This window comes from Oscillospiraceae bacterium (genome assembly GCA_015065085.1).
In the GTDB taxonomy this organism is placed as follows: domain Bacteria; phylum Bacillota; class Clostridia; order Oscillospirales; family SIG627; genus SIG627.
Map to the genome: position 1 here is coordinate 1 of SVQW01000008.1, position 21,129 is coordinate 21,129.

At 45.0% G+C, this 21,129-nt stretch carries 20 protein-coding genes and 1 pseudogene; 12 read left to right on the forward strand and 9 right to left on the reverse strand.

All coding sequences use genetic code 11. From position 1 onward, the window contains the following. The first annotated feature begins 293 nt into the window (after positions 1 to 293). The 9 genes and pseudogenes from E7588_06460 (at position 294) to E7588_06500 (ending at position 7,589) form a co-directional block, all read left to right on the forward strand. Positions 294 to 902 (forward strand): DUF4375 domain-containing protein, encoded by a 609-nt coding sequence (locus E7588_06460; protein MBE6688904.1) that lies wholly within the window; start codon positions 294 to 296, stop codon positions 900 to 902. 138 nt (positions 903 to 1,040) lie between these two features. Next, entirely contained in the window at positions 1,041 to 1,619 is a 579-nt protein-coding gene (locus E7588_06465; protein MBE6688905.1) for a chromate transporter, read from the forward strand. Continuing rightward, positions 1,616 to 2,176: a chromate transporter gene (locus tag E7588_06470; protein MBE6688906.1), complete on the forward strand. Its 561-nt coding sequence runs from the start codon at positions 1,616 to 1,618 to the stop codon at positions 2,174 to 2,176. The genes E7588_06465 and E7588_06470 overlap by 4 nt, the downstream gene beginning before the upstream one ends. A gap of 136 nt (positions 2,177 to 2,312) precedes the next feature. Beyond that, positions 2,313 to 2,561 (forward strand): annotated as a pseudogene (locus tag E7588_06475) (hypothetical protein). A gap of 609 nt (positions 2,562 to 3,170) precedes the next feature. Further along, entirely contained in the window at positions 3,171 to 4,082 is a 912-nt protein-coding gene (locus E7588_06480) for a sugar phosphate isomerase/epimerase (GenBank protein MBE6688907.1), read from the forward strand. 57 nt (positions 4,083 to 4,139) lie between these two features. Further along, entirely contained in the window at positions 4,140 to 5,159 is a 1,020-nt protein-coding gene (locus E7588_06485) for a YeiH family putative sulfate export transporter (protein ID MBE6688908.1), read from the forward strand. Between the two features lie 46 nt (positions 5,160 to 5,205). Next, on the forward strand, positions 5,206 to 5,877 hold the full coding sequence (locus E7588_06490; protein ID MBE6688909.1) for an HAD family phosphatase: 672 nt from the start codon (positions 5,206 to 5,208) through the stop codon (positions 5,875 to 5,877). A 53-nt stretch (positions 5,878 to 5,930) separates the two neighbouring features. Further along, complete coding sequence (locus tag E7588_06495; protein MBE6688910.1) at positions 5,931 to 6,347, forward strand: C_GCAxxG_C_C family protein; 417 nt, start codon at positions 5,931 to 5,933, stop codon at positions 6,345 to 6,347. A 135-nt stretch (positions 6,348 to 6,482) separates the two neighbouring features. Beyond that, positions 6,483 to 7,589 (forward strand): hypothetical protein, encoded by a 1,107-nt coding sequence (locus E7588_06500; GenBank protein MBE6688911.1) that lies wholly within the window; start codon positions 6,483 to 6,485, stop codon positions 7,587 to 7,589. Between the two features lie 88 nt (positions 7,590 to 7,677). Here E7588_06500 and E7588_06505 read toward each other — a convergent pair whose 3' ends face one another. The 3 genes from E7588_06505 to E7588_06515 form a co-directional block, all read right to left on the reverse strand. Beyond that, a complete protein-coding gene (locus E7588_06505; protein MBE6688912.1) occupies positions 7,678 to 8,292 on the reverse strand; it encodes a DUF1648 domain-containing protein in 615 nt (204 codons plus the stop codon). After that, complete coding sequence (locus E7588_06510) at positions 8,289 to 8,558, reverse strand: winged helix-turn-helix transcriptional regulator (protein ID MBE6688913.1); 270 nt, start codon at positions 8,556 to 8,558, stop codon at positions 8,289 to 8,291. Before E7588_06510 ends, E7588_06505 begins: the two co-directional genes overlap by 4 nt. A 129-nt stretch (positions 8,559 to 8,687) precedes the next feature. Then, positions 8,688 to 9,557 carry an EamA/RhaT family transporter gene (locus E7588_06515; GenBank protein ID MBE6688914.1) on the reverse strand — a complete coding sequence of 290 codons (870 nt, stop codon included), beginning with the start codon at positions 9,555 to 9,557 and terminating at the stop codon, positions 8,688 to 8,690. Positions 9,558 to 10,400: 843 nt separating this feature from the next. Between E7588_06515 and E7588_06520 the strand changes: the two genes are divergently transcribed. Together E7588_06520 and E7588_06525 are read left to right on the forward strand one after the other, a co-directional pair. After that, positions 10,401 to 11,531: a hypothetical protein gene (locus E7588_06520; protein ID MBE6688915.1), complete on the forward strand. Its 1,131-nt coding sequence runs from the start codon at positions 10,401 to 10,403 to the stop codon at positions 11,529 to 11,531. 19 nt (positions 11,532 to 11,550) lie between these two features. Next, the gene (locus tag E7588_06525) at positions 11,551 to 12,771 is read left to right on the forward strand and encodes a hypothetical protein (GenBank protein MBE6688916.1); all 1,221 of its coding nucleotides are present in this window, start codon (positions 11,551 to 11,553) and stop codon (positions 12,769 to 12,771) included. A 105-nt stretch (positions 12,772 to 12,876) separates the two neighbouring features. Here E7588_06525 and E7588_06530 read toward each other — a convergent pair whose 3' ends face one another. The 6 genes from E7588_06530 to proB are packed head-to-tail and all read right to left on the reverse strand — an operon-like array spanning position 12,877 to position 19,133. Further along, entirely contained in the window at positions 12,877 to 14,343 is a 1,467-nt protein-coding gene (locus tag E7588_06530; protein ID MBE6688917.1) for a hypothetical protein, read from the reverse strand. 1 nt (position 14,344) lies between these two features. Beyond that, positions 14,345 to 15,997: an acetyl-CoA synthetase gene (locus tag E7588_06535; GenBank protein MBE6688918.1), complete on the reverse strand. Its 1,653-nt coding sequence runs from the start codon at positions 15,995 to 15,997 to the stop codon at positions 14,345 to 14,347. A 28-nt stretch (positions 15,998 to 16,025) separates the two neighbouring features. Further along, positions 16,026 to 16,574 (reverse strand): helix-turn-helix transcriptional regulator, encoded by a 549-nt coding sequence (locus E7588_06540; GenBank protein MBE6688919.1) that lies wholly within the window; start codon positions 16,572 to 16,574, stop codon positions 16,026 to 16,028. Between the two features lie 21 nt (positions 16,575 to 16,595). Further along, positions 16,596 to 17,894 (reverse strand): CapA family protein, encoded by a 1,299-nt coding sequence (locus tag E7588_06545; protein ID MBE6688920.1) that lies wholly within the window; start codon positions 17,892 to 17,894, stop codon positions 16,596 to 16,598. 38 nt (positions 17,895 to 17,932) lie between these two features. Next, positions 17,933 to 18,307 carry a ribonuclease III gene (locus E7588_06550; GenBank protein ID MBE6688921.1) on the reverse strand — a complete coding sequence of 125 codons (375 nt, stop codon included), beginning with the start codon at positions 18,305 to 18,307 and terminating at the stop codon, positions 17,933 to 17,935. Next, positions 18,297 to 19,133: a glutamate 5-kinase gene (gene proB / locus E7588_06555; GenBank protein ID MBE6688922.1), complete on the reverse strand. Its 837-nt coding sequence runs from the start codon at positions 19,131 to 19,133 to the stop codon at positions 18,297 to 18,299. The genes E7588_06550 and proB overlap by 11 nt, the downstream gene beginning before the upstream one ends. Before the next feature lie 134 nt (positions 19,134 to 19,267). Here proB and E7588_06560 point away from each other — a divergent pair, with 134 nt between their 5' ends. Continuing rightward, on the forward strand, positions 19,268 to 21,103 hold the full coding sequence (locus E7588_06560) for a hypothetical protein (GenBank protein MBE6688923.1): 1,836 nt from the start codon (positions 19,268 to 19,270) through the stop codon (positions 21,101 to 21,103). The last annotated feature ends 26 nt before the right edge of the window (positions 21,104 to 21,129 follow it).

The following is a 21,129-nucleotide window of genomic DNA, read 5'->3' on the forward strand; positions in this document are numbered from 1 at the left end:
GAAATCTTGATTATCAAAGCATTATATGTTATAATAAATACCAAATGAATTAAAATAGCGTGATGAAAATTTTTCAAAAAAATATGAAAAATTTTTGTTCACTTACTTGACAAAAGAATACTATCGGGTGCGAGAAAATCCAGTATTCTCGCAGGTTCTAAGGAATTTTGTTCAGAAAAAATGCAGTGAAAAAATCAGGAAAAAGTAGTAGGTCCTATTATTCACTGTTCTCCTGACTTGACAAAATCATATAAAGAGTGTCGGAAAATATAGAATAAAGGAGAGCGTTTGTTATGTCAGTAAAAATAATAATAATCATTTTACTAGTTGTTGTTGCAGTATTGATTGTAGGATTAGTTGCAAATAAATTTAAACAAAAGATAAATATATCTGATGATGTTAAAATTGATACATCAATGTTTGAAGCAAAAAGTATTGATGAAATATGGGAAATAGAAGAAAAAGAAAATTTTGTTGTGGAGATGGATAAATACATAGCTGAAAAATGCGAGTACGGAGATAATATGGAAACTTTAAATGGTGAGCAAAAGGTTTTCTATATTACACAATCTCTAGAAATGGAAGTTAACAATGGTGGTTTCGCGCAGTTTTTCTTTAATTCTAGTGGTATGTTTGGAAATGAACTTGTTTCTTCTTTTGAAAAAATAGGAGCGATGAAAACGGCAGAGATTTGCAAAAAAGCTATTAGTATATACGGAGATAAAGTTCCGGCCGACAGAGATGAAAGAGAAGAAATTTTAACTACAGATGATGAAACAGAGGAAGAAAGAATCGAGGCAATACTCAATGAGTGTGATGATGCGTTCTTCGAATATGAAGATGATTTAGTTGAATTGAATTATCAGTTCATTATTAACCATAAAGAATCATTTTTAAAGTAAGATAGTTTTTTGTTCCTAACTTAATATGAGCTACCATTCAAAAACATGGCATCCAGATTATACAGTCTTTATAGTAAGAGTGTCGAAAATTGGCGAAAAAAGTTAGGATCAAAAAATCGAAAAAGAGAGTATTGGCAGATGGGAATATTAATAGAGTTATTTTTAATATTTGCTAAAATAGGTTTGTTTACTTTTGGCGGCGGATATGCAATGATTTCGCTGATTGAAAATAATTGTGTAGAAAAAAAGAAGTGGATCACTCACGATGAGATGATGAATATCACAGTAATTGCAGAATCTACTCCCGGACCGATTGCAATAAACTGTGCTGCATATGTAGGTTATAAAAAAGCCGGGATAATCGGTGCAATTATCTCAACATTGGGAATTGTACTTCCGTCATTTGCAGTGATTTATTTAATTTCTATGTTTTTGGATAATTTTTTGGAAATTACGCTTATAGCCAACGCTTTTAAAGGTGTTAAAATAGCAGTAGGTTTTCTTATTCTTGATGCTGCGATAACAATGATAAAAAAGATGCCAAAAAAAATATTGCCAAAAACTTTTATGGTATGCTCATTTGTAACAATGCTCATTATTAATATCTTTTCGCTTGATTTTTCTTCGATAGTCCTGATGCTTATTGCAGGGGTAATAAGCCTTGTAATATTTATGGTTAAAGGAACACCAAAAACAGATGGTGGTATGCAAAAATGATTTATCTTGATTTGTTTTTAGGCTTTTTAAAGGTAGGCTTATTTGCTTTCGGTGGAGCATACGGTGCTATTCCTTTAATCAGAGATGTGGTTTTGTCTTATGGTTGGTTAAGCGATGAAGCTCTTTCTTATATGATTGCGGTAAGTGAAAGCACACCCGGACCGATTATGGTAAATCTTGCAACTTATGTAGGAAGTACCGAGGCAGGGTTTCTCGGAGCGTTAGTCGCAACACTTGCCGTTGTTTTGCCATCGTTTATAATAATACTCCTGATAACTGCACTGTTAAAAAATGCGTTTAAAAATAAATATGTACAGGCAGTCTTAAGAGGTTTAAAACCCGGTGTAATCGGGATAGTTCTTGCTATGGGTGTATATATGCTAGTGAAGAATTGCCTGATGGAAGATACATTTAAAATGAATTTGAGGTCAATTGTTATTACTGCAGTTTTAGGGATTGTGGCGGTTTTATACAAATATTTTTCGAAGAAGAAAATGTCGCCTATAATAATGATTGTCATATCTTCACTGTTGGGTATGCTCGTATATGCTATATGAGATTTTTGGTTTTAACTAAATACGAACCTTGCCGAAGAACATTGGCATCTGGATTATACAGTCTTTATATAAAGATCGTCGAATTTTGCGAAAGGAGAAACATTTGAATATGTTAGGTATAATTATAGTTGCTTTGATTTTCTTTTGTGTATTACTCGTAAATACTTTTTTTGGCAGAGATAAACGTGGCTTCAACAGAAAAGGAATACATAAAAACGGGACAAGGTTCGATGATTTTGGATACGATATTACAGGATATGATAAAAATGGATATGATAGAAGCGGCTACGATAAGCAAGGGTATAATAAATTAGGGTTTAATACAGATGGATATAAAATCGATGGCAGAAATGCCAACGGAAAATATAATAGACTATATGATAAACAAAGTTATATTAAAGATATATATAACAGAGAAGGTTTTCTGAATCCGAAAATTTATCCTATTGCATTAACTAATCACGCAAGAGAAAGAATTTATGAAAGATATCCCAATGGTGGAAATGTAAATGCTGATAAATTGGTACGAGAAGCTTATGCCTATGGAAAGAGTTCTTTTCAAGTAATGAAAACTTCTTCAGTATTTCTAAAAGAAATAGAGAGTCGATATGAAAACGGAACAGCTTTGCTTTATAAGGGATATATATTTATATTTTCAGAAGAAAATGTTTTAATTACAATGTACAAAAATGAAAAAGTAATTGTATAATATTTGTCCTAACTAAATATGAACACTGGATGAAACCCATTGTCATCTAGATTATACAGTCTTTATAGTAAGATTATCGAAAAAATTTAAAACTTTTTACTTTGAGCAAATCCATAGATAAGAAAGAAATTGCAGGTGCGAATTTGAATAAAAAATTATCAGCAATATTTTTGCGGTATCATCTGCAGGTTTATATGCAATAAATATTCCGTTTGGCTTGATATAAATTTGTGTTAAAAAAGCGGTTGAAAAATCAAAACTATAAATCGATTCGAGGATATTAATATGAAAAGAAAAATCGGAATTTCAACATTTTCCTTGCAAAGCCTTTACGGGAACGAAAATGTGTTTGAAATTGCAAAGAAAGTCGGTGCTGATTGTGTGGATTTTAATTTGCACTCGGATGAGTTTGACTGCGAGAAACCGGGGTCAATATATAGTAAAACCGATGATGAAATAATTGAATATTTTTCGGGCCTTAAACGAAAAGCGGAGCAGTCGGGAATTGAAATTGCAATGACTCACGGCAGAATGACAACCTTTAAAAATATACCCGAGTGGGATAACAGGGTAATAAAAAATGCACGTATTGACTGTCTTGCGACAAGTGCTCTGGGGGCGCCTGTATGCGTTATGCACGGTGTTTCAAATTGTAATTTCCCCAAGGATACGGATCCGGAATTATTGCGTCAGCTTAATTTTGATTTGTTTGTGAATATCCTGCCTTTTGCCAGACAGTATGGGGTGAAAATTGCGACGGAAACCCTCGGAGATGCGCCAAATCACGGTTGCTGTTGCCTTTTTGGCTGTACGGATGAATTTATAAAAACATATAACAGGATTTGCGAGGAAGGCGGATTCGGGGACTGCTTTGTGACCTGTATGGATACAGGTCATACCAATAAGGCCATGCGTTTTGATGATAATCCTTCGCCGGGAGATGCAATACGTCGGATCGGAAAAAGCATAAGCGTTTTGCATTTACACGATAATAATGGCTTGACAGACCAGCATAAAATCCCCCTTACCGGTTCTATCGACTGGAAAGATGTGTTTGACGCGCTTGATGAAATCGGCTATAACGGCGTATATAATATGGAAGTGTCTCTCAACTGCTTCGGAAAAGGCATCGAAACGGAAACAGCGGAGTATGCCGTGAAGGTTATGAGGAACTTTTTAAATTCAAGATATAAATAATAACTTAGGCTTTACGGCATGACGGTCGAAGGCTGACAGGATAAAATGGAGGAAAACATGAAAGCATTGAAAAGAACGTTAAAGATAATACCCGGCTTAGCAGTATCTCTGTTAATCGCTTTGGCGGCGAAAACAATAGAAAGCATTCTGCCGATACATATTGTAGGTGCATCGGTTATTGCATTATTTATGGGAATGATAATTAATCATTTTTGGAGACCGGAATGTTTGAAGCCGGGAACAAAGTTTGCTTCAAAGAAAGTGTTGAAATTCGCCATTATCCTTCTTGGCGCTTCTCTGAGCGTCGGGGTTATTCTTTCTGTGGGAAAATTATCATTGATGGTGATGGTTTTCACCCTGTTGACCTGCTTTGGCGGAGGTTACTTTATAGGCAGGGCTTTGAAGCTGAACTGGAAGCTTTCAAATCTTATTTCGGCGGGAACGGGTATCTGCGGCGGTTCTGCCATTGCAGCCATTGCGCCCGTCATAGATGCGGAGGATTCGGATATTGCCTATGCAATGTCGGCAACCTTTTTGTTTGATATGGCAATGATTGTACTGTTCCCGATTATGGGACAAATGCTCGGGCTGAGTGATATGGCATACGGCTTGTGGGCGGGTACGGCAGTAAATGATACATCAAGCGTAGTTGCCGCGGGATATGCTTTCAGCGAAGGCGCGGGCGATTTTGCCACTATGGTTAAGCTGACAAGGACATTAGCCATAATTCCGACGGTTTTGGTGTTTTCTGTTGTAAGTCTGAAGTTAAAGAGAAAAGAAATGGCTGACGCTTCATACAAGAAAGTCAATATTTTAAGCCTCTTCCCTTGGTTTATTTTGGGATTTTTGGCTTTGGCGGCGGTAAACAGTATGGGGCTGATACCTGCAAATGTTTCATCGGCTGCCAAGGACATAAGTAAGTTTTTGATGGTTACTGCACTTGCGGCGATAGGCTTGAACACAAGCTTTAAGGATATGAAAAAAGCCGGAATAAATCCAATGATTCACGGATTTATAATATCTGTACTTGTGGTTATTGTTGCTATTTTGGTTGAGTGGTGTATGGGATTGGTTTAATTATCTGCGTGAAAACAGGTAAGGTATTGAAAAAAGGAGAATATAAATGTTAAAAAATATCAAAGGCGCAATATTTGACATGGATGGTACATTGGTCGATTCTTTGATGCTGTGGGATATTTTATGGGAGAAATTCGGAATACGGTTTTTGAACCGTAAAGGCTTTCGTCCTTTGGAAGCGGACGATAAATTTGTCAGAACAAAGACCTTGAAGGACGGTATGGAGCACATTCATTCTGTTTACAATATAGGAAACAGCGGTGAAGAATTGTTTGAAATCGCCAATCAAATGATGATTGACTTTTATTCAAATGAGGTTGAGTTAAAAAACGGCGCGTCGGAGCTTCTGGAATATTTTTACGACAAAGGGGTAAAAATGTGCATAGCGTCGGCAACAGATATATCACTTATAAATATGGCGGTTGAACATTTGAAAATCGGAAAGTATTTTAATGATATCCTTTCCTGCACACAAATCGGAAAGGGCAAAGAGCATCCGGATATATACCTGAAGGCGCTGGAGCTGCTGGGTACTCCCATGGAAGAAACGTATGTGTTTGAGGATTCACACGTTGCAGTTGATACGGCGGATAAAATCGGAATGAAAACAGTAGGCATTTTCGATAAATATAATTACGGCCAGGAAGAAATCAGGAAAATTTCAACTGTATATATTGCGCAGGGCGAGACAATGAAAAAGCTCATTGACAATATTTAATATTGAAGCAATGGGAAATATCACTGCGCACGGTTCAAAAAGGAGAATTTGAAATGAATAAATGCGAAAAAGCGGTGGAAAACCATAAAAAGGGATATAATTGCGCCCAGGCAGTGGCGTGTGTGTTTGCGGACGAATTGGGATGCGGCGAAGATGAGCTGTTCAGACTTACGGAAGCCTTTGGCGGCGGCATGGGCGGTACCCAGGGGATATGCGGTGCCGTGAGTGCCATGGTGCTTGCGGCGGGAAAAATGAAAAGCTTCGGAACGGAAAAACTGCCCGAAACCAACAAAAAAGCGAGCTACCAAGCCGCACGCGGGCTTATGGAAAGCTTTGCTCAAAAAGTAGGCTCGGCTTTGTGCAGTGAAATAAAGGGGAATCGGCTTTGCACATGCGACGGATGCATAGAGCAGGCAGTTAAGATATTGGAAGAGTTTATTGAAAAAACAAAGGCGGATGTGAAACCTTAGGGATTTGGTATTATTCCAAAAGCTGGCGGCGGTATTAAAATATGTCAGTCCGAAAAAATGATACCAAAGAAGTAATCATGCAAAAGGTGCACAGCTTGTTATGGGAACATAAATTACATTTGATACATAAAGGAGATGCAGATTATGAGAAAGGTTGAGTTCCTGGGTAAAATGCCCGACCCGTTCAAAAAAGCGGACGGCACAAGAATGACGCCTGCAGAGTGGCAGGAAAAAAGAGATGAGATCCGCAATATGGTGGTGGATTTTGAATATGGCGGTATGCCGCCAAGACCCGAATATGTGGATTTTGAGCGCATAAACAAGGGAACACCCTGCGCCACGGCTACATATTACAGAGTAAAAGCCGGAAAAAATGAAAAAGAATACGTCACATTTTATCTCGGCATAATGAGAAATAAGTCGGAGGAAGTGAAATATCCTGTTCTTCTGACGGGCGACGGATGTTATGATAATCTGGAAAGCGACACCATAAAGGAAGCTATTGGCAGAGGATATGTCGTGGCTAGATTTAACCGTCTCGAGCTTGCCAACGACACCAACGAAAGAAAGGGTCCGCTGTTTGACCTGTACAGCGAGTACCCCGAATTTACTGCTATTTCCGCCTGGGCGTGGGGATATACCGTTTGCATGGATGTGTTTGAAAAGCTTCCCTACACCGATGAGACCGAGGTTGGCATCACCGGACATTCCAGGGGCGGAAAGACGGTTATGCTTGCCGCTACGGTGGATGAGCGTATAAAATACGTGTGCCCCAACAACAGCGGATGCCACGGCGCGGTTTCCCACAGATGCTATGTGACCGACCAGGGCGAAATTAAAAGACCGTCCGAAAGAATTTCAGATATGATAAAAAATCTGCCCACCTGGATGGGACCCAAGCTGTGGGACTATGCGGATAATGAGGACAAGCTGCCTTACGATATGCACTACTTCGGCGCTCTCATTGCTCCCAGATACTACTTGCAGTGCGAGGGTATGCAGGACTACTGGATAAATCCCATCGGTGCATGGCAGAATTTCAGCGCGGTGAAGGAGTGCTATAAATATCTGGGCTGTGAGGGCAATGCGGGCGCATGGTTCCGACCCGGTCAGCATCGTCATAAGCTGCCCGATTTTACGGAATTTATGAATTTCATGGACAGAGCCAGAAAGGGTCTGCCTCTTGCGGAGCATCTCAGCATAAATCCCTATCCTGATATCGAAAAGAATTTTGAATGGTAAATGAGGCGCTGAGGCAAAAGGTCAAGGGCAATTACAATAAAAAAATGCGTTGCGGTATTCCGCAGCGCATTTTTTATGGGTATAAGGTTTATTTTTTTCGTATTACCGCAATGGAGTAAATGACGGTAAGCAAAATGTACGGAATTAATAAAATAAGTGCAATGACCGAAAAAATCGGTGGAAAAAAGATGGTTATGAGGAACAAAATGCCCATTATTACCATTGAAAATCCCATAAACCGATTGATTTTGCGCGCCTTTTGGGTATCGATATTGTAATTCTTTACGTAGTCCAGCTTAGGCATATAGTTGCCCAGTACAATAAATATGACACTGACTATGGTAACGGCGCATTTTCTTATGTCAATATCATGTCCCAGCCCGTAGCCCAGCGTGATAGTCTGCAAAAATACGAACATTACGGGAATTATCCATTTTGCTGCCGCTTCAAATTTTTTCCGACTGCCGTGTTTTTGGGCGTTAAGGTCGGTAACAATACAGCAAAAGGTCTGCATAAGCGCCATTAAAACGGGCAGTCCGAACACCACAAAGCCCTTTGAAGCAAAATTGTCGGGATTGTTGTTGATGTCAAAGTGTATTGCCATGGTGTCGGGAAGATTTTCCCACAGCGAAAGCCCCAAAAAAACGGGCAAAAGGCAGATAACGGCAGTTATAATAAGAATTTTCCATTTTACAAATTTCATTTTTCTTTACCTCCCAGCGCATAAATCCAGGTGAGCACTTCTTCAAAAACGGAAGTGTTCAGCTCATAGTATATGAAGTTTTTGTATTTTCTTTCCGTAATAAGGTCAGCTTTTTTCAGCTTTGCCAGATGATATGACACCGTGGCGGCGGTGAGATTAAAGCTTTCCGCAATTTCACCGGCGGATTTTTTACCGCTTTTCAGCATTTGCAGTATATCACGCCTTGCGGGGTCGGAAATTGCCTTGAGTGTTTCGTTTATTCCCATCGTAAAAAGCTCCTTTCCAGGTATTTAGATATTTTTCTAAATAGATTATAACATACGTAAAACAAAAAGTCAATAACTATTTAGAATTTTTTCTAAATAGTTATTGACAAAACTGAGAATTTATACAAATTACTTCTCCGACAGTTCGTTGTACAGTGTAAAGCCCAGTATCAGCGCACCGCCGACGGCCTGGGGGAGGGTGAGCGGTTCTCCCAGAAGGGTGACCGATATAATAACGGCGACAAGAGGGTCGATATAGCTTAAGATAGCGGCTTTCTGACCCGTCAGACCGCCCAGCGCCGAAAAATACATACAGTAAGTAATGCCCGTGTGGACAATGCCCACAGTCACAAGACTTGCCCAGCCGATAAATCCGTTTTGCGGCAGGTTGAATCCGCTTGTCAGGGCTACATAAGGAGCAAGAACAACTGCGGCGGCAACAAACTGCATAAAGGTTCGGTGTATTCCCGTAATGCCGGAAATGAACTTATTGATAAGAACGACCGCCGCATATAAGACCGCTGCGCCCAATCCGAAAAGTATGCCCAAAAGATGGTTGGGAGCAGGGGAATTGCCGCCGAGACCCGTTATGAGAACTATACCCAGTGTGGACATGATGAAGCATATCGCCTGGCGAAAAGTCAATTTTTCGCGGAACAGGAACGGGCTTACCACCGTGACAATAACAGGAGCGAAATAGTAGCTGAGAGTTGCAACAGAAACGGTGGTGTATTTGTATGCCTCAAAAAGCAGTATCCAGTTAAAGCCCATGGCAACACCCGAAAGCACCAGCAGAGGGATGCGCCTTGCGATATTTTGTATGGGCAGACCCTTTCCCGTGACGGCAAGGAAAGCACCGATGAGCATTATGGCGGTAACCGCACGGTACAGCGCAATTTCACCCGATGAAAGCCCCACATTACGCACAAAAGGTGCCAGTGTGCCGAAGATTGCCATGGAAAGCGTTATGAGAACACGCGGACTTTTAAAAATTTTCATACAAGCCTCTGATAAATTTAATGGATATATTATACAACTAATTCCCCGTAAAAGCAAGAGAAACGGAACAAATGTATTCGCAAACGTATAAAAAACCCCCATAATTACAATTGTATATAGCTTTTTTCAAAATAAATACCGTAAATTGACCATTTTTTTGATTTTCTATTGCAAAAACAAAAAAAGTGTGATATACTGTACACAATGGTTGGTGTTGCACCACCGATACCGACCTGTGGCAGATTATGCTTGGCGGAGCGTGATACACTTCGCCGGACAGAGGGCGTGATACACCCTTTGTCAGACTTAAACCATTTGCTTCTGATATTCTGATACGAACAAAAAGCTTCGGTGCGCCGGAGCTTTTTGTGTTTTCGGCGCGGGCGCCGAGCCAATCCGCGAAAACACCTCGCGTGACAATCATAGTTTTAAAACCTGTTGTTTGTACGCGCATTGGCGCAGGGCTTACCCTGCGGCGTAGGCGCCGAGCCGATTCGCGATTGTTCTTCGCGAGAAAAATAATGCTGAATCACTCGCGTTGTTGGTTCGTGGATTGGGCGCAGGGCTTACCCTGCGGCGTAGGCGCCGAGCCGATTCGCGATTGTTCTTCGCGAGAAAAAATAATGCTGAATCACTCGCGTTGTTGGTTCGCGGATTGGGTGCAGGGCTTACCCTGCGGCGTGGGCGCCGAGCCAATCCGCGAAAACACCTCGCGTGACAATCATAGCTTAAACACCCGCGTTGTTTGTACGCGCATTGGCACAGGGCTTACCCTGCGGAAATAATTTGTACATAATTATAGTGTATAATGTAAGACATAAATATCTGAAAGGATTTTTTGATATGAAACGTATAATTTCATGTATATTGGCGCTTGTCATGGTATTGTCGGCGGTGCTTCTTGCAGGCTGTTCATCAGGCGAAAAATATCAGCCCCTTATAACCTACGGTACACGCTCTGTCAGCACCAATATGTTCGGCTATATTCTTTCCCAGGCAAAGACCATGGCGCTCTATTCGCTGGGTCAGACGGCGGATGCTCCCGAGGTGTGGGAGACGGACGGCGGAAAAATACTTGCCGATTACATAACCGAGGATGCGGTGTCTACCGCGATGTCGCTGGTTTATTATGCTTCGGCGGCAGACGCGGCAGGCGAAAAGCTTACCGAGGAGGATGTTAAAAAGACCGAGGAAAACCTGGAGGCTCTCATGACGGGCTATAATGTAAATAAAAGCGGTCTTAACTCCATAATGGCAAACTACGGCGTGAATTATGATATTCTCAAGGAATACTATTCCCTGCAGCAGCTTGCCGCAAAGGGCAAAAGCTACGTTTTGGGTGAGGGCGGCAGCTACCCCATTACCGACCGGGACTACCTCGATTACTATAACAAGAATTACGTCACCCTGCGTCACCTGAACCTTAATAATATAAATAAGGTGGGTGCCAACGGCAAAGAGGTGCTTCTTACCGATGAGGAAAAGGCACAGGTCGAGGCTCAGGCGGCTTCCATTGAGGCAGGACTTGCGGCGGGTCAGCAGCTTTCGGAGTTTGCAGCCCTTTCTACCGACGCACTTCTGGAGGCATACCCCGACGGGCTTACACTTCCTACCGAGAACAATATTCTGTACGCCATGGCATATGCGGCGGAGCAGGAAAAAAGTGCGTTCAATGTTTTCGGTCTGTACTATTACCTGCTTAACAATGTAGAGGGCTTTGCCGAGACCGCGTTGGCGGGAGAGATGGGTAAGGTCACAAGAATGGATACCGATAAGGGCATATTCTTTGTGGAAAAAATGCCGTTAAATCAGGATATGTTCCCTCTTTATAAAGAAATAATGAAAGAGGACGGCTCACTGGAGCCCATAAAAACAAAAGAGCTTATGAAGGCCAAGGAAAGCGAGTTTGTTATCGATACGGCAACTCTCGACACCTTTACCGTCAAGGGCACTGCGGTTATAGCTGTGCAGTAAAATTTAATTCGGAGAGCTTATGAAAAGAATAATTTCACTTTTTGCGGTACTTGCAATGCTGTTTTCCTGCTTTGCGCTGTACTCCTGTGCAGACAAACCGCAAAACGACAAAACCAACCCTACCGACCTGTCAAGTGTAAATATCCCCGGTGTTACCAATCGCGAGGATTCCGTTACCAAGCCTGCAAAAACCCCCGAGGGACTTTTGGTTTACAAGGAAAATGCCATTCCCGGCGGTGTGTTTCTGTTTCTTTTGTCCCAGACCAAATCCACATATCTTTACTCCGTGACGGGCGACACCAAGGATGACAAGACACTTTGGAGCACCGAGTCGGACGACGGAAGAACCATATCTCAGGTGCTGTTTGACGAAACTCTCAACAGCGCACTTTCCATACTTTATTACGCACAGATTGCCAAGGACAGCGGTATAACTCTTTCTCAGAGCGAGGATGATGAAATAATTACCGCGCTGGATACCCTTGTGGCGGCTTACGGCACAAGAACGGCGTTCAATAACGAAATGCTCCGCTTTGGCGTAGGGTACAACACTCTCCGCGATTTTTACCGCCTTGAGGCACTGGCGCAAAAGGGCGCGGACAGCGTTCTGGGCGAGGGCGGAAGCGAGGAAATAACACGCGACGAGCTGATGGATTACTATAAAAAGAATTTTATCACTCTGCGCCATATTTATTTTAATACCGCATATGCCGACCCCGAAACGGGGGAGGAATTGACCGAGGACGACAAAAAAGAAAAATCCCGCCGTGCCGACGGAATACTTGAAATCGTCAATACCACCTCCGCAACCCTCAAAAACTTCAAGGACGAAAGCGAGGATGGTATTATAAACGAAAGCCCCGACGGTATTACCATACCGCTGGGCGACCTTTTGAATGTGTATGCTTCTTCGGGAAGCGCCAACAATGTATTTTATAACTACTACTTCCTGTTCAGCAATGTCCGCGGCTTTGCCGAGGCGGCACTGATGCACGATTCGGGAGTTGTCACCCGTGTGGATAATGAGGGTGTGGGAATTTTCCTGGTGGAAAGAACGCCTCTCATACTCAATATGTTTGACAAATATAAGGATGCCATCGCCGAGTTTGTCATCCGTCCTCAGCGTATGAACGACAAGGTTGAAAAGCTTAAAGGCGAAAATGCCTTCAAAATCAACCAAACCGCGCTTGACACATATAATATCGAATCTGCGCCCGTGTTGCAACAGAATATTGCATAATGCGCAATGAGCAATTAAAGAAAAAACCTGAAACGTAAAATACGTTTCAGGTTTTGTTTGTTTTATGGATTAAAAAACGATGTCCGGCTGAAGTGACATAAATTTCTAGAAGCTGAAGGTATTGTTGCCCGGTGTGACGGAAAAATCGGTGCTTCTGTTGCCGTCGGGTGAAATAACCCTGAGGGTCAGTGGCTTTTCTGCCGAAATGCTTACGGCTGTTGCACCCTTGGCGCTGTCGGCATGAGTACACTCTACACTGAGCTTTGCACCGTTGAATTCCATGTTGTCCAGCCCGCATTTTTTGCCGTTCAGGCGGAAGGTGACGGTGTTCTTAGGTGCATCAAAGGTGAGACCGATAATATTTTCGATAAACAGTGTTATGGGTGCAAGACCGCTCCAGCCTACAAAATCCTTACGGCACAGCGTTCCCTCCTCGCGCAATGCGGGGCGGTGCTCGGTGGGGGAATAAACCTCCCAGATGCTGGTGTAGTCGGGGTCATTTTCCACCTTTGCTACGGCATCAAGATATTTTATTGCCGATTCACGTGCCAAATCGTGTCTGCCTGCATCGCAGAGACCGCGTATTGCCGCAAAATTCGTAGGCGCCCATACACCGCCCAGCCAGTATCCGCCGTCGGGCATGTAATTCAGGTCGTCCGCCGAAAGTGAAGCAAAGGGAACGTTTGTGTAAAATTCGTCGGGGTTGGTCATGTGGCGTATCACGCTGTCGGCACGCTCGCCCGTTGCCGCGCCGCAGGTCAGCGCCCAGAAAGCGGCGGCGGTTTTTGTGTTAATCAGTTTGACCTTTGCATCTGCCGAGCCGCGGGCGAAAAAGTCATAATAAAAGCCTGTTTTTTCGCTGTAATGATACTTGTTTATAAGCCCGCATATACGCGCGTGCTCTCCGTCGTAAAAGTCAGCCTTTTGGTTGTCTTTAAGATGCCTGCATATCAATGCCAGATGACGGGCGGTGAGTGCCTGCTGGCAGGCAAGGTCTATAAAGCACACATCGCTTCCCAGAAGCTGTACGGCAGGGTATCCGCCCCTGGGAGCGTTATCCATGCCGGAAGAGCCGGGGTCCTCGAAGTAATAAAGTCCGCAGGAACGGGTACGACGGGTGTTGATGAAGCTGTATAAGCCCTCAAGCGCCGGAAGTACCTTTTCAAAACGGGAATCGTCACCCGAAATCATAAAATAGCTCCATTCCGCCCATGCCATAAGCGGGGGATTGATGCGCTCGCCGAAGGCTTCTTTTTCTGTACTTATGCGGTAAGCCATGGACATATAGCCGTCGGAGGTACGGCGCAACCTGTAAAGGTTGTCAAGATTATTCAGGGCGCTGATGGTACCGTTGGAGTAGTTGGTGATGAACACCATAATACAGGAGTCCCACTGCCATACCGTGTTTACACCCGGCATGCAGGTGAGCTGAGGGTTCCAGCCCTCCTTGTCGATATACTCTACGTTTTTGAACGCCAGCTCCCATGCTTTGTAATAAAGCTGTGTCAGATCCTCTCTGCCCTCGAGAAAGGGACGGGGCAGTTTGTCACGGTTAAAAATATATTTTATCATATTATTGTTCGTCCTTAAGTCGGATTTCCTTGCGCTTGATTTTGCCTCCGATAGTTTTGGGAAGCTCGTCCACGTATTCTACAATTCGGGGATATTTGTAGGGTGCGGTAACCTTTTTAACGTGGTTCTGAAGCTCCTTGGTCAGCTCGTCCGAGGGGGTGAAGCTGCGGGTGAGAACTATGGTCGCCTTTACTACCTGACCGCGGATGGGGTCGGGTGCGGCGGTTATGGCACATTCCAGTACCGCAGGATGCGTAAGCAGCGCACTTTCCACCTCAAAGGGACCGATGCGGTAGCCTGAGCATTTTATAACGTCATCATTTCTGCCCTCGAAATGGAAATATCCGCCCGCATCGCGCCATGCTACATCTCCCGTGTTATAAACACCGTTTACCCACACTCTGTTCATGGTTTCGGGGTCATTTACATACTCGCGGAAAAGACCTGCGGGATGCATGGAGGAAGCGTTTTTGATGACAATTGAGCCTACAACGCCGTCCTCGCAGGATACGCCGTTCTCGTCCACGATATCGATATCGTAAAGGGGAGAGGGTTTTCCCGTAGAGCCGGGACAGATGTCAAACCACTGGAAATTGGCGATGAGAACACTGCCCTCGGTCTGACCGAAGCCCTCGGTTATTTTCAGGCCTGTTGCTTCGTAAAACTTGTTGAATACCTCTGCGTTTAATGGCTCGCCCGCGGTGGTGCAGTGCTTGATGGAGGAAAAATCGCCCTTTGACAAATCTTCCTTTATGAGGAAGCGGAAAATGGTGGGGGGAGCGCAGAAGGTGGTGAGCTTAAGGTTGGAGATGGCTTTCATAAGGTTTGCGGGCACGAATTTTTTGTCGTCATACGCGACTATCGCCGTACCGCAGATCCATTGGCCGTATATCTTGCCCCAACCGAATTTAGCCCAGCCGGAGTCCGCCATGGTAAGGTGAACGCCGTTGTCCTGAATTCTCTGCCAGTATTTCGCCGTCACGATGTGACCCAGAGGGTAGGTGAAATCGTGCAGAATCATTTTGGGCATACCTGTTGTGCCCGACGAAAAATACATAAGCATTGGGTCGTTTATGTGGTTGGGCACACGGGCAAAGCTTTCATCGGAGTTTTCAAACTCATAGCGCAGGTCCATCATGCCCTCGGGGATATTTTCACCCACAACACATACTTTTTCAAGCGTTTTGCAGTCCTTGAGGGAGTCGGTTATATTCTTGAGTATATCGGGCTGGTCAACGGTGCATATCATTTTTATGCCTGCGCTTTCACAGCGGTATACAATGTCCTTGGGGGTAAGCTGGAAGGTGGCGGGGATACATACCGCGCCTATTTTGTGAAGTGCCAGGAAGGATACCCATACCTCAACGCGCTGACGCAGAATGAGCATGACCTTGTCACCCTTAGCTATGCCCATGCGGGTAAAGGCATTTGCCGCTTTGTTGCTCATACGGCTCATATCGCTGAAGGTGTAGTCGATGCTTTCCTCGGTTTCGTCGTCGTAGTGGATGAGGGCGCGCTTTTCGGGAAAGCTTTTTGCCCATTCGTCCACAACGTCATAAGCGAAGTTGAAGCCTTCGGGAATGTTCAGCTTGTAGTTCTGCTTGAAGTCCTCGTAGGAGGTAAAATCAACTCTCGGCAGAAATTTATTTAACATGAAATTGTAGCTGTTCATGCAGTGCTCCTTAATCGTGTATTACGGTGAGAAATTCGCTGTCCACACCGCCTGCGCGCTGACCGTGAGGAATGGTGGGGTCGAAATAAATGCTGTCGCCCACATTAAGCACAAATTCGCGCTTGCCCAGTGTGACTATAACCACGCCCTTGGTGACGTAGTTGAATTCCTGACCCTTGTGGGAAACCAGCTCGCTGGGCTCCTTGTCCGCGCCCAGAGATACTATCATGGGGTCCATTACTCTGCCCTTGAAGTTTATGGCGAGGGAGGAAAAAGCGTAGCCGGGATAGCGCTCGATTTCGTGTCCCTGACCTGCTCTTACCACGGTGTATTCAGCCATTCTTGCGTCGCTTCCCGTGAGTATTACGGTGGAATCTACGCCAAGAGCTCCCGAAATGCCGTATATTATGCTGATGGGTATGTCGTCCAGACCGTCCTCGTAGGAATGGTACTGCGCAAGTGAAATACCCAGCTTTTCGGCAAGCTCGGCGGGCTCCATGTCCATTATTTCACGCAGCTCCTTTATTCTGGATGCTATTTGCTTTACCTGTTCGTTGATGGTGTTCATGTGTTTCTCCTTTTATGTGAGTGATATCCGTATAAGGTCGCCGTCAAGCGTTAATTTTGTGCCGTAGGGGGCGCTGAGACGGTCGAGACGGTTGAAAATGTCCTTGGCTGTATCGCCCTTTGCGGGGTGGGGCAGACCGTTGTCCGCAATGGGACGGTCAAAGCCCAGCTCTACGGGCTTTAATACTATTTCGGTTACCTCGTCATCCTGCATTTTAATGTAGGGGATGACGGTGAGAAAGTTATCAATCTTTGAATGAAGCCCTCTTTTGCCGTTGTCCGAACGCAGTGCCAGTGCTTCGGCGGTGGTGACGTCCTTGGGGAAGCCCAGCTTGTCGGTGAAGTCGTAGGGCAGAAGCCGTACGGCGTTGGTCTGGAACACAAAGTTACCCAGGGAGTAGAAAATGGGCTTGCCGTTGTATATTTCAACAGGTCTGAGCTGATGGCAGCCTCCGCCGATAATGGCGCAGGCGCCGGCATCGATGGCATCGTGTGCAAATTCCTTGTAGAACATGGCGGGGTCGGTGTGGCTTGTACCCATTTCATGTGAATGTACCATCACCACCACGTAGTCAAGATAGCGTCTTGAATCTGTTATAAGGTCGAGAAGACGTTTTTTGTCCTTTTTGTTGCAGGTGGTGATACAGCCTGTATTTTCGCCCACTCGGTATTTTTGCTTGCCAAGCACAAATGTGCCCTCTTCAAGCGGTGGCAGAAAACCGTCGCGGCGTTCAATATCCGCTTCTATGTTTATGTTTGTGGCGGCGGCGATTTCCTTAAGACTTTCAAGCTGGGCGGCAGTGACAATGTATTCGGTGTTGAACCTCAGATAGTTAAGACCGGGTCTGCCCTTGAGAGCAGGGCCCTGTTCGCCTGCTTTCCAGTTCTGGTCAAAGGATGAGCATACCGATATAACGCCCACACGCGCGGTTGAAAAGTCCAGTACGGCGGGACGGCTCGCTTCGTAAAGGTTACAGCCCGTGCCCGAGTAGGCTATACCGCGCTCTTTGAGAGCACGGCAGGTGGACTCCAGTCCGCCGTAGGAAAAGTCCATGGCATGATTGTTGGCAACCCCGAAAAAATTGAAGCCCATGGCGGTGATGTCATCTGCAACCTTTGGGTCGGCATTCATCCAGGTGCCGCCGCTGGTGGCATTCGGGAAGCTGTCATATTCCGACAGGACGGTTTCCAGATTTATGATTTTTGCTTCGGCTTTGTTTATAAAATCACATATTTCGTCATAGCCTTCATAGGGTGCGGTTCTCTTCAAAAAAATTGCATCGCCTGCGGCGGTAAAAGTCATGCTTTTCATATAGACACCTCGTTTTTTAAATCAGCCTTGCGAATTTTTTATTCGTATGCTATTGCAAAAAGCTCTTTATTTCGCTCGTGATTGCCCAGAAGATAGTTATAGCCGAACACTGCCTCCAGTCCCGTTGCCTTGCGGTATTCGTACACCGACACGTTTCGCGGGTTGGAGTGGCTTTTGGCATTTTTGCCGCGGCGGTAGATGTCGCTTTCCTTTTCGGTAAGGTGCTCCATTATTCTGTCGCAGGCGGCACACTGATTTTTGGCGGTGACGTAGTTAAGTGCAAGCTTGTTGATTTCGCCCGGCTTTGTAATGCCCTCCATCGCAAGCTTTTGTCTTACCAGCACCTCCAGCGCCGAGTCGCCGACATACGCAAGTATCAAAGGGGTTATGTTATCGGGATTTTCAATGCTCAAAGTCCTGTTCCTCCGCTGTGATATTTTCGTTCGTGAACAGTGTTCCGCGGAAAGTGCCCTCCACGATGTGGTAAAGTATTTTCGGGTTTACGCCGTTGGCGATTATCATGGGCACACCCGCTTCGGCGGCAATCCCCGCCGCTTTCAGCTTTGCAATCATACCGCCCGTTCCGCGCTCTGTTCCCGCACTCTGGGCAAAGGACGAAATCTCCTCGCTTATGTGGGTGACCAGCGGAATAAGCTTGGCATCGGGGTCCTTTCGGGGGTCACTGTCGAAAAATCCGTCCACGTCCGAAAGGTTTATAACAAGGTCGGCGTGAGTTATGGAGGCAACGTATGCCGATAGAGTGTCGTTACCGCCGAACTCCAGCTCAACCGACGAGATGGTGTCGTTTTCGTTGATGATGGGTATGCAGTTCATTTTCAGAAGCACCTCAAAGGTGTTTACGCAGTTTTCGCGTCTTACGGGATTGTCCACCACGTCCTTTGTCAGAAGCACCTGAGCCACCTTGTGACCGTACTGCGAGAAAAGACTGTCGTACATATTCATAAGCTCACACTGACCGACAGCCGCCGCTGCCTGCTTCTCGGCAGTCAGCTTGGGACGGTCGGTAAAGCCTATCTTGGCAAAGCCTGCGCTTACCGCGCCCGAGCTTACCAGTATTATTTTCTTGCCGCTGTTCTGCAGGTCGCTTAAAACCTTGACCAGCAGCTCTATTTTTCTCAGATTGACCATGCCCGTTTCGTGAGTAAGGGTGGAGGTACCAACTTTCACGACGATTGTTTTGTATTTTGAAAAGTCCGTATTGAATTTAAAAACCTTCATGGCGTTCCTTTCGGCTTAAATTTATAAAATAATTTTCAAAAAACTCTTCCAAAAATTAATAAAATATATTATAATACATAAGTAAGGATTTTTCAATACAAAAAATATTAAAAGATTGAATTTTTTTAATTATTATGCAAAAAAACACACATAAACCCGAAATACTTGCTCCCGCGGGCAGTATAGATGCCTTTTATGCCGCACTGGCAGGGGGCGCTGACGCGGTGTATATGGGCGGTACGGCATTTAATGCCAGGGCCTCGGCAAAGAATTTTACCGATGACCTTATTCACCGCGCTCTGTATATTGCTCACGAAAAGGGCAAAAAAGTGTATATAACGCTGAACACCCTGGTGGGCGACCTTGAAATATCAAAGGCGGCGGAATTTGCGTACAGGCTTCACAATATGGGCGCGGACGCCTTTATTGTGCAGGATGTGGGGCTGGGTATGTACCTTAAGGAAACCGTACCCGATATAACACTTCACGCCTCTACACAAATGGCGGTGCAAAATGCCGGGGGCGTGAATTTTCTGGCGGAAAAGGGCTTTGACAGAGTGGTTATTTGCCGTGAGGCTTCAAGAGAGGATTTAAAAATACTTACGGCACAGACCAAAACCGAAATTGAAATGTTCGTTCACGGTGCGATATGCGTGTGCCGTTCGGGACAGTGTCTTATGTCCTCCTTTATCGGCAGAAGAAGCGGAAACCGCGGAGAATGTGCCCAGCCCTGCCGACTTGACTATAACGGCAAAGCCTCGCTCAGTATACCCGACATGTGCCTTGCGGGGCATATTCCCGAAATATGCGGTATGGGTATAGCCTCGCTCAAAATTGAAGGAAGAATGAAGAGCCCCGAATATGTTTTCGGGGTCAGCCGTATTTACAGACGTCTTGCGGACGAGTGCAGAAGTGCAACACCCGACGAGGTAAGGCAGTTAAAGGAGCTTTTCTCCCGTGGCTTTACCGACGGCTACTACGACGGCAAGCGGGTGATTACGGGTGCGGTGCGCAGTGAAAAAGACAAGGAATTGACCCGACGCGCCGAAAATGCACTCAGCGGTGTGCTTTCCCGAAGCGCACGTGAAATAAAAAACACCGCTGTACCCGAAATGCCCGATATACCTGAATTTACCCCGTCAAGACCGCCTAAAAATGCCCGAAGCATGAAAAAAATCAAAAAAGCGGGCACGTTGGGACTTCGCATGGTATTCTGCGAGGGCTCGGCATATTCTCAAAAACTGCTTGATGCAATAGAAAAGCTTGATTTCGGCGAAAAGTATCTTGAGGGTATATATTTCCCTTTGAATTCAAAGCTCCCGTGTGCTAAGGACATTTATGGTGTTATAACACCCCACGCAGTGCAGGACACTCAGCGGACAGATTTCGTCAGAATGTTACAGAATGGTACAACTCTCGGCTACAAAAAGTGCCTTGTTCGCAACGTTTCCCACATTTCCGATGTGGAAAATGCGGATTACTCGCTTATGGGCGCATCGGAGCTTAATGTTTACAACTCGGAAAGTGTAAAGGCATTTCGCGAAATGGGCTTTCAATCTGTAACGCTGTCGGCGGAAGCTACTCTTCCCCAGATACGCGACACGGACAAATACAAAATTCCCTGTGCCGTAACGGTTTACGGCAGACTTCCCCTGATGGTGACAAGCGTTTGCCAGATGAACCCGTCGGGATGTGAGCACTGCGGTAAAGCGTGTGGCAGAAAAACCGTGCTGACCGACCGTACGGGTACAAAATTTCCCGTTTGTGCCGACGGCATGGGGCATAATATCATATATAATTCACTGCCGTTGTGCGGTGCGGACAAATTGAAGGCGCTGTACGACTGCGGTGTGAGTGTTGCGACACTGATGTTTACCGACGAGAGCGAAAATCAGATAATAAACATCATAAAAAGCTTCATAAAAGGCGAAAATCCCACAACGGAGTTTACAAGGGGATATTTGAAGTAGAGTCTGCAATATTTAATTCAGGCTAA